Below are 7,320 nucleotides of genomic sequence, written 5' to 3' on the forward strand. Positions count from 1 at the left end.
TCCACCACAGCATAATAAGCTTTTCTTTCTGGTTTCCTAAATTCGCTGTTTGTAGACGTTTTTTAAGTTCTTCTTCGCTCTCTGCGATTTCAATCTGAAAAGGGCGGCTCATGGTTATTTTAATTTATCGAGTTGTTTTCTTTATTATATGCAGCTTCATATAAAAGTGGTAGTAGGAAACTTTTTATCGTGTTGGGCATCTTAACGGTTCTACTATCCTCCTTTGTTTTGACGTTTCACAACGTTACTGTCCGAGTTTTGTTTTCAGAACATCTCGTACTAGGTTTATTTTTACTTGGTGGATACGTTAAACCGGATTTGCAGAATTCCTTCTTGCTGATGTTCATGCGAATGCTGCTGGTGGTTCCACTCATGGCATCTCTATCATTCAAGCTATATCCATCTGCTTGGACAGAACTCCAAGACTTGTTCACCCGCAAGCGCAGGGATGTTCTAATCCAAGCTCTTGGCTGTGGAGTGCTGATGTTTGTGTATATTGCCTCACTCTACATTGCTATTGGCTTGATTCCCACAGGTATTGCCTTGACCCTTTTCTTCACCTATCCCGTATTTACAGCGCTGCTATCTTGGAGGTTTTTTGGCGATGCCTTCGGCGGGCTACGCCTACGCCCCACATTGTTCCGTTGGCTGGTAATGGCTATTATTCTGGTGGGAAGCGCTTTCACCATTCCCCAATCTTCTGCCACCTACAGCAGTCATACCATTGCGATCGGCATTTTCGCTAGTTTTGGCGCTGGGATCGTTTATGCCTTTTATTGCATCATTGCTCAAAAATGTTTAGAAAAATTCCATCCAGTTCCCTTTACCTGGATCAGTTTTGCTTCCACTCTACTGCTCTCTGGTGTTAGCTTACTGTTTTGGCCAGCTAAGAGCGGTCAACTTGACTGGACACCCCTATGGATTAGTAGCATATTTTCAGGTCTTGTCAGCTTTCTCGGACACACATTAAACAATGTGGGGATTCGGATGGTTGGTGCATCTACCGCTTCTATAATCGGCTCTAGCAGTCCAGCATTGACAGCCTTAGTTGCATGGATAACCATTAACGAAACTTTAAATGTGATTCAGAGTGTAGGGATTGGTGTTGTCACATTGGGCATCGCGTTACTTAGTGCAGAAGGCTTTGTGAAATCGCTCAAAATTAGGGGTTGAATTAGGCATGATATCATTGGAGGCAAACGCCATCATATCGCTTCAATTGATGTCATCTATGGCTATGGAACAGAGGAGGAATGAAAAGCTCATGGTGCTGACTTGATTGCCCATTCTCCAAGTGATATTCCCAAATTAATAATTTGTAAATAATGCCACCATCTTTAACACTTTTCCATAGCTTACTTCTGTTTAGTACCGCTTTTATTGCAGGCGGCTTAAATGCTGTAGCGGGTGGTGGAAGCTTTATCACGTTTCCAACTCTTATCTTTACGGGTGTTGCCCCGATCGCAGCTAATGCCACCAATAATACAGCAATTTGGGTGGCTTCCCTAGCCAGTGCTGGAGCATATCGTCAAGATTTGGGCATCGAGCGGCGAGATTTTTTACTTCTATGTGGCGTCAGTTTAGTTGGTGGCATGATTGGCTCCATAGCTTTGTTGTATACATCGCCAGATGTCTTTAAAAAGCTGATTCCCTATCTATTGCTGCTAGCAACAGTTGTGTTTACCTTTGGCGAACCGTTCAAAAAGTGGTTGCAGCGTCGAAACCAGAACACATCACCGGAATCTGTACCCTTATTTAATTTAGCACTGGCTCAACTAGCGATCGCCATCTATGGCGGTTTCTTTGGCGCAGGTTTAGGGATTTTAATGCTGGCAACTTTGACATTTTTAGGTATCAAAAGTATCCACAAAATGAATGCTTTTAAGACCTTTTTAGGGAGTTGTATCAATGGTATTGCCATTATTCCATTTATTTTTGCAGGTGTGATTGCTTGGCATCAAGCTATTTTGATGGCAGTCGGTGGCTCTCTTGGCGGTTATTTAAGCGCCCATTATGCTCGTAAACTTGAACCGCACTTAATTAGGAAATTTGTGATGATTGTTGCCTTTACGATGACTGCCTACTTTTTTATTTACGGTTAAGAACTGGGAACAACTCAGGGGTAATGTATGGAAGCATTAAAAATTACATTTAAATCTACATGCTGGAGAAGCTTAAAAGAAAAATAGCTCTGGCTATTTGAAAGAGTGCATAATCAGCCATAACATCAAAAATTGGTAACAACAATGACTACTATAAATGACCCTGCTGTTTTAGCTGAAGTAACCGATTTGTACCTCAAATACGAAGAAGCCCTTTCTAATAACAATTTGGAGGTGATGGATAGCTTATTTTGGGATGCGCCAGAAGTAGTGCGCTTTGGAATGACAGAAAACCTCTATGGTAGCGATGAAATTCGTAACTTTCGCCAGAATCGACCCAATCCGAAAATAGAGCGAGAAATCTTAAATCTTAAGGTTGTAACCTTTGGGAAAGATGCAGCAACAGTAACTTTAGAATTTCGCCGAATCATCAATGGTGTAGAGCGTTTCGGGCGACAAAGCCAGACTTGGTACAGGTTTACCGAAGGATGGAAGGTGGTTTCAGCCCATGTTTCACTATTACCAGTGTGAGTTTCAAAACTATGACTAGTATTTTAGTTATATATTAGCTACCAGAAAATATAGTGAGTAGCGATCGTACTAACTTTATCTGATTTCAACTCATTAAAAATAACTATTTTAACAAAGATTCAATAGAGGTTTAAACATGGTAAGTTCATTTGATTGGATTGTATTAAAATCTAGGCATATATAAGTATAAAAGTCCGTTTTGCTTTTCCCTTGATTTAAACTTAATTTGTTTAACCTTTGATATGTAGGGTACAAGTTCCGTTAGCTTGTCAGGGTAAGTCGCATAAACCAAAGGACGAGGAAAGGGGATACGAGCATCAATGGAAATTAACATGGAAATTCGTATATCCCAAAAGGTTATTTAGGTTGTAGCTAAGAAAGCTTTCAGTTGTTTGTATGAAAGTGGATAGTTACCGCTTTATTCCGAAGAAGTGCAGAATGTGGGTTGAAAATTATTATTTTTATTATTGTGGCGATCGCACTGCTACACTATCACCTCGTGTTGAAGGCCATCTCACCGTCAGAATAGTACAGTCAGACTGAGCAATCCAGCAATGTGGCACACCCGCACACCACAGCACATAATCGCCCTCACGAGATAGAATCATCTCCCGATCCTCAAACTGAAGGCAAAATTGGCCATTAATCAAAATCGAAAGAGTCGCGGCTGTGTCATTTACTCCCCACTCAATTCTACTGTCTCCTGCTTTATGGACACCCCACTTTATTTCTAGTGCTGTGGTTGAGCGAGGATCATCATCTGGGGTAATGAAGTAACCCATAAACCAACCCCAGCGATTTACACCTTCGCTAGCAGCATTCCCAAAAATAACTTTAGGCTGCATCACTCACCTTCTTCATTCATAACTAATCAAAATAGATGAACACAGATAATTAATTATCAAAATTATTTGCGTCCATCTGCGTCCATCTAAGGATTTAAATTAAGGTGAGTTCGATTAACCTCTTCCTTTGGAAGAAGATCAAGCTGGCTTTGCAAGGTAATAGATAAGTAAGTTTGCGTACACCGTAGCTACTCTTGAGTGGGAGCAGCAGATTGCGATTGAGGCGATTGAGGTTGTTGGCGTAAACCGCGCAAAGACTCCCGCAACTTGTTTTGGCTAGTGTTATCTCGCCGCCGCCGCTTTATAATTGCTTGTGGCTTTTGTGATGAATCGGTAGCCGTTCGCTCACGTTGGATACTGCGTAAGGAATCTCTTGCACTTCCTTGAGTACGAGTTGTCCTAGCTCTAGATGATGAGTTTGTAGAAGGACTTTCGGCTCTTTGAGGTTCTAGTCGCCGACTAAATCCAGATATTGCTGGTTTTGTAGCTGTAGCTGCGTTAGATGAAGGTGTCAACTCTCTGCGCCTACGTCCAGGAGTTTCCTGTGTGGAGTTTGCAGTAGTTGCCTGCCGTGTTCTTTCTTCTGCTTGTCTTCTTGCTTGCCGTTCTTGAACTTGGCGCGATCGCCGTGAACCTTTTATGGCAAATTCAGTAGCTATAGCTACCCCTTGTCTACCACCTTCTGCGGGTTTGAATTTCGAGTTACGCACTTGTCTGGCGGTTTCTTCATCTAATTCGCGGTTTCCACTGGAGCGAGCAATCCGCACATTGGTAACATTGCCTTGTGCATCAGTATCGACAGCTACTTCTACTCTGCCTTCTATTCCTCGCCGTTTTGCTGCCTCTGGATACTTAATACCACAATCCTTTTCGCGGCAGGCTGCACGACCATTACCTGGACTGTTAATTTTTGGAGGTGTTGGCGCTGTTGCTACTGTAGGACGGTTTCCTGTTCCACTACCAATTCCACTGCCAGTGCCGCTACCAATGCCACTGCCAGTACCACTACCAATGCCGCTACCAATGCCACTACCAGTGCCACTACCAGTGCCAGTGCCAGTTCCACTACCAATGCCCCCGCCAGTGCCAGTGCCAGTACCTCCACCAGTGCCAGTACCGCTACTTGTACCTACAGCAATACCACTACCTGAACCTAAACCAACACCAGAGCCGCCACCACCGCCACCACCGCCACCGCCACCCACCGAACTTGCTTTGGAATCTCCAGATAAAGCTGATCGTGGAACGGATGCAGATTTCACAGGAATTTCTGGTTTGGTAGCAATTGCTTTTGACGGTGTATTTGTCAACTGTGGCTTCTGAGCAACTGCTGTAATCTGTTCTTGCTGCTGAACTTTTTCTACTGGTGGAGTTTCTATAGGCTGTTTTTGGATAACTTCTGTTTCTTTTTTTATTTCTTTTGGAATCTGTGCGATTGGTTTTTCTGGTTCCGCAGTTGGAGAATCAACCATCGCCAACTCTATTGGTTCTTCTTCTCCCGTAGGGACTCTCGTCAAATAATTACTTATGCCTGAGGACAGTACGCCGATATGCAGCGCCAGTGAACCTATCAGACTGTAAGTCAGAAAAGACTTGAGAGCCTCAACTTCTTTGGAACGTTGCTCGACAGTAATGCCAGAAAAGCTCATAGCTATTGCTACCCATTCTCACTAACTTAGCTATCTTAGAATGCAAGGTTACAAATATCAAGTAAAAAATTAAAATTACTTGCGATCGCGTCATGGAACCTTGCATTAGCAAAAACATCTTATCAAACCACCGATATCATGGTTTTTGGATAAAATTAATTTTTGTTGCAATCTAATTAAATTAATTTATGTAAAACAAACGAACAAGTAAATAAAAATCATCAGCATTACATTTTAAAAAATTATCATTATATTTTATATTTTATTGAGAATAAGTTTCAGCTTTTCTCTAGATTCTGGTAGTCTGATTTTGTATTGTGGACGACGTTATAGAGGCACTACATGGGAATTCAGAATTTGTTTGCAGCAGGCGGTGTGGTCATGTGGCCCCTGTTGGCGTTTTCGGTATTGGGTGTGGCACTGATCTTCGAGCGGATCAGGTTTTGGGTAAGGATCAATAAGCGTCAAAGCCGGGTGGTGCGAGATGTTTTGAATCTCTACCGACTCGATAATGTTGTCGGTGCAATGGATAAACTTCAGAAAAACGCAGATTTGCCACTCGCCCGGATTTTTCTAGCAGCTTTAGAATTAGAGGAGCCAAATCCAGAAGAATTTCGTTTGGCGTTAGAAAGCGAAGCGCAAGCTGAGATACCTGTGTTAAAACGTTTTCAAAATATGTTCGACACAATCATTAGTCTGGCACCACTGTTAGGTCTTCTCGGCACAGTATTAGGATTGATAACCTCCTTTGCTTCCCTAAATCTTGGTGACGTGGGAGGTAGCAGAACGGCAAGTGTTACAGCTGGGATTAGTGAAGCCCTAGTATCAACAGCAGCAGGATTGATCGTTGCTATATTCATACTCATGTTTTCCAATACTTTCCGGGGACTGTACCAGCGGCAAATCGCTCTAATTCAGGAGTATGGGGGACAGCTAGAATTACTTTACCGCCGTCGCTATGAACGAGGAGAAAAAACGTATGCGTCTACAAGATGAACCAGATATCCCAGCACAGATTAATATCGTGCCGATGATTGACGTGATATTTGCGATTTTGACATTTTTTATCATGTCAACTCTGTTTTTAACACGCTCAGAAGGTTTGCCAGTAAATTTACCGAAGGCAGCCACAGCAAAACAACAACAAGTTCCCTCTAAAGTTACTATCACGGTAGATGAACAAGGAGTAGTAAGCTTGAACCGGAAACCAACCAAACTTGATGATTTAACAGCGCAAGTGCGGACTTTAATTGGTTCTAACTCAGAAATGTTAGTGATTATTAATGCTGATGAAAAAGTTGGTCACGGTCAGGTAGTGGCTGTGATGGATCGGGTACGTCAGGTTGAAGGCGCGAAGTTAGCGATCGCTACTCAAAAATAAACAGTAGAAATATTGTACATAAGAAGTTCAGCGAGTCAGAAAAATACTATATTCTGACTCCTAACTCCTTCGTGTGTGATGACAGAGCAAGTAAATTTATTTATGGTTACTGAGCTACTTGCCATGAGCCTGTCCTGAGCGCAGACTCTGGTAGAGAGGGGCGAAGTCGAAAGAAGCCGAAGTATGGGGATTATTAATTTTGACTTTTGAATGCGTGATTTTTGACTTCCCTAAAGGCGCTGACGCATTTGTAATTCTTGAGATATAAGTTTTAATAATAATTCTTGCTGTGAATGGATAAAAAAATGGTCACTGTTTAACTCATGTAATGAGAAAGCTGCGATCGTCTGCTCTTGCCATGCTTGCAATGCCTCATGACTAACTTCTTGGTCTTGCAAACCACCAAAAACAGTAATAGGACACTCCAGTGGCTGTTTTTGAGTGTAAATATAAGTTTCCAGAACGGCAAAATCTGCCCGTAAAATGGGCAGGAACATCTGCATGAGTTCCGCACTTTCTAGTACTGCTTTGGGTGTACCGTTAAGACTGCGTAGCTCATTGAGCAAATCAGGGTCTGATAGGATGTGGAGGGGTGGTTTTGTGGGCGGGATTTGTGGGGCGCGACGAGCAGATATAAAGAGGTGAAAGGGAGCAAGACTATATTTAGAGCGAAGTAGATGGGTCAACTCAAAGCTAACTAATCCGCCCATACTGTGACCGAAGAAGGCAAATGGTTTGTCTAAGTATGGTAACAAAAATGGAGCGATCGCTTCAACAAGAGATTCTAATCGCGTTAAGGGTGGTGACTTCAT

The 7,320-nt window shown here is 42.5% G+C and carries 8 protein-coding genes; 5 read left to right on the forward strand and 3 right to left on the reverse strand.

Going from position 1 to position 7,320, the window contains the following annotated elements:
• Positions 1-228 precede the first annotated feature (228 nt).
• The 3 genes from VE944_RS06745 (at position 229) to hpxZ (ending at position 2,633) form a co-directional block, all read left to right on the forward strand.
• Positions 229-1,173, forward strand: a complete 945-nt coding sequence (locus VE944_RS06745) for a DMT family transporter (protein WP_324974140.1) — start codon at positions 229-231, stop codon at positions 1,171-1,173.
• Between the two features lie 152 nt (positions 1,174-1,325).
• The gene (locus VE944_RS06750; protein WP_324974143.1) at positions 1,326-2,102 is read left to right on the forward strand and encodes a sulfite exporter TauE/SafE family protein; all 777 of its coding nucleotides are present in this window, start codon (positions 1,326-1,328) and stop codon (positions 2,100-2,102) included.
• Between the two features lie 144 nt (positions 2,103-2,246).
• Complete coding sequence (gene hpxZ / locus VE944_RS06755; RefSeq protein ID WP_324974146.1) at positions 2,247-2,633, forward strand: oxalurate catabolism protein HpxZ; 387 nt, start codon at positions 2,247-2,249, stop codon at positions 2,631-2,633.
• A gap of 464 nt (positions 2,634-3,097) precedes the next feature.
• On the opposite strand, the gene VE944_RS06760 is transcribed toward hpxZ, so the two are convergent.
• The gene (locus tag VE944_RS06760; protein ID WP_324974149.1) at positions 3,098-3,478 is read right to left on the reverse strand and encodes a signal peptidase I; all 381 of its coding nucleotides are present in this window, start codon (positions 3,476-3,478) and stop codon (positions 3,098-3,100) included.
• A 188-nt stretch (positions 3,479-3,666) separates the two neighbouring features.
• Positions 3,667-5,127: a TonB family protein gene (locus VE944_RS06765; protein ID WP_324974151.1), complete on the reverse strand. Its 1,461-nt coding sequence runs from the start codon at positions 5,125-5,127 to the stop codon at positions 3,667-3,669.
• 342 nt (positions 5,128-5,469) lie between these two features.
• Here VE944_RS06765 and VE944_RS06770 point away from each other — a divergent pair, with 342 nt between their 5' ends.
• Together VE944_RS06770 and VE944_RS06775 are read left to right on the forward strand one after the other, a co-directional pair.
• Complete coding sequence (locus tag VE944_RS06770) at positions 5,470-6,123, forward strand: MotA/TolQ/ExbB proton channel family protein (protein ID WP_324974154.1); 654 nt, start codon at positions 5,470-5,472, stop codon at positions 6,121-6,123.
• Entirely contained in the window at positions 6,107-6,508 is a 402-nt protein-coding gene (locus VE944_RS06775) for an ExbD/TolR family protein (RefSeq protein ID WP_324974158.1), read from the forward strand. The genes VE944_RS06770 and VE944_RS06775 overlap by 17 nt, the downstream gene beginning before the upstream one ends.
• Before the next feature lie 230 nt (positions 6,509-6,738).
• Here VE944_RS06775 and VE944_RS06780 read toward each other — a convergent pair.
• The coding region (locus tag VE944_RS06780) for a thioesterase II family protein (RefSeq protein ID WP_324974161.1) at positions 6,739-7,320 on the reverse strand (582 nt) is incomplete at its 5' end.

Origin of the sequence: Nostoc sp. (assembly GCF_035638895.1) — a bacterium.
Classification (GTDB): Bacteria; Cyanobacteriota; Cyanobacteriia; order Cyanobacteriales; family Nostocaceae; genus Nostoc.

Bases quoted from the DNA above. Each gene is read 5' to 3' on its own strand.
- VE944_RS06750 (WP_324974143.1), top strand. From the start codon at position 1,326: ATGCCACCATCTTTAACACTTTTCCATAGCTTACTTCTGTTTAGTACC.
- hpxZ (WP_324974146.1), top strand. From the start codon at position 2,247: ATGACTACTATAAATGACCCTGCTGTTTTAGCTGAAGTAACCGATTTG.
- VE944_RS06760 (WP_324974149.1), bottom strand. From the start codon at position 3,478: ATGCAGCCTAAAGTTATTTTTGGGAATGCTGCTAGCGAAGGTGTAAAT.
- VE944_RS06765 (WP_324974151.1), bottom strand. From the start codon at position 5,127: ATGAGCTTTTCTGGCATTACTGTCGAGCAACGTTCCAAAGAAGTTGAG.
- VE944_RS06770 (WP_324974154.1), top strand. From the start codon at position 5,470: ATGGGAATTCAGAATTTGTTTGCAGCAGGCGGTGTGGTCATGTGGCCC.
- VE944_RS06775 (WP_324974158.1), top strand. From the start codon at position 6,107: ATGCGTCTACAAGATGAACCAGATATCCCAGCACAGATTAATATCGTG.